The organism is Candidatus Desulfolinea nitratireducens, assembly GCF_982879505.1.
In genome coordinates, this window is sequence record NZ_CEYOSI010000130.1 from 1 (window position 1) to 1,779 (window position 1,779).

A 1,779-nucleotide genomic window follows, 5' to 3' on the forward strand; every position below is an offset into this window, starting at 1 on the left:
TAATGCATTAATAGTTGTAATTATTAGGATATATTCTTTGAGTATGCCCCCTGAGGAAAATAATAGGAAAGTCCCACATGTGAAAATCCAATCACGAAAATCGCAATACCTATTGCTACTGTAAGTTGAGCAGGATTGTGCAAAGTATCGCGGGGCCAGAGCACTAGTGATGGAAATAATAATAAGGCGATTCGTGCTCCCGCCATCCAATAAGCCTGCTCCTTATGAAAAGCGGCTATATTCCACTTACGTCCTAACCAGGTGATGATCAATCCAAGGAAGGTTCCTGCGATTACCTCAATAAATAAAAGCGTTGATACAGGTTGGTGGGCTTGCCAACCTAACAACAGGAATAATCCCAGAACAAAGCTGAAGCCGGTCCAGGAGTTCAATGGAGCCGGTAGTTTTTTTACACGATAGGCTAATTGGCGATTTTGATTTAGCCATACAAAAACCATTACGCTAATCAAGGCTGCCGTTACCGCTGATACCCCAATGAAATACGAGAACCAGTAAGCTATATAAACCTGCCCGATACTGATCCAGGGGTGAAGTTGGGGCGAAATCATTCGGAGCAGATATACACTGAATAAAGCGGTCCCAACTCCGATAAATGCACCGCTGAATACCCCTCCAAGATAATAATTGGGAGATTGGATGGCTGCCTCCGCCTCTGTTAGCAAAAAGATCAGCGTCAGCGTTCCCATCTGGCTCAAATAGCTCGCCCCAGCCTCAGGTTCGCCAGCTCTCCAGATCATGCTGGCGATAATTATGCCAAAAAGAAAAGCACCAGACCAGTTTAAGACACCGACAAGCCAAAGGGCAAAACTAAAGATCAGCACTGTAATCCCCCAAAAGATAGTACTGCCCCAACCTCGCCAATTCGAGTTGATAATCCTGCGGATGTTTTGCCATAAGAGCAATGGAATAACAATCCCCAAAATTATCTCCCAGGGTATGGATATCTGACGAGCCGGTGGCAAGAATACAAGCAGAACGCCAACTAGAATTACCAATGTAGCCCATCGTTGTCGCGGGGGTTTGGCGTTGAGAATTCCACTCAGTAATAAAATGATAAAGATGGTATGTTCGAATTCGATCATAATTTGATCCTTTTTATTTTGCTGTGCCATCAACCAAGGTGGCTTTTTTTATTTCAACCTCGGCGATGCGCAGATTTTCACGTTTTCGAACTATAAATGTATAACCGGATCTTTGAATCTGATCCCCTTCAACCGGTATGAAACCCAATTCTTTCATAATAAATCCGGCAATCGTTTTGTATTGTCCTTTTGAGTGGAATTTAACCTTTATCAAATCGCTAATTTCAAGAATCGAGGTCTGACCAGGTACGAGCCATTCACCTTCAGACTCTTGCACAGAAGAGTGAGAAACAGGGCTATGTTCGTCTTCGATCTCCCCGACGATTTCTTCTAGCAGGTCTTCAAGAGTTAGCAATCCATGTGTCCCTCCAAATTCATCTACCACTATCGCTATTTGGCTACCTGTTTCTGTCAGGATTTCAAAGGCTCCAGGAAGTGAGGAATTGCTGGGGATGAAATGAATTGGGCGATAATATTGACCAAGATTAACATTATCACTTTTTAATATTATATCTTTAATATGTACAAAACCAATGACCTGATCAATATTATCCCGGTAAACAGGGAAACGAGAATAACCAATACGCTTGGCAACTTCAAGAGCAACATGCGTAGATATTTTTTCTTCAAATGCAACGATTGCCGTCCGAGGCGTCATTACATCATATAAGCGACT

2 protein-coding genes are annotated in these 1,779 nt (G+C 42.8%); both read right to left on the reverse strand.

All coding sequences use genetic code 11. The features are described 5' to 3' along the window. Window positions 1-23: 23 nt before the first annotated feature. Window positions 24-1,103 carry a hypothetical protein gene (locus tag AC3DOM_RS11685; protein WP_487919223.1) on the reverse strand — a complete coding sequence of 360 codons (1,080 nt, stop codon included), beginning with the start codon at window positions 1,101-1,103 and terminating at the stop codon, window positions 24-26. A gap of 13 nt (window positions 1,104-1,116) precedes the next feature. Next, a partial coding sequence (locus AC3DOM_RS11690; protein ID WP_487919224.1) for a transporter associated domain-containing protein occupies window positions 1,117-1,779 on the reverse strand: 663 nt, incomplete at its 5' end.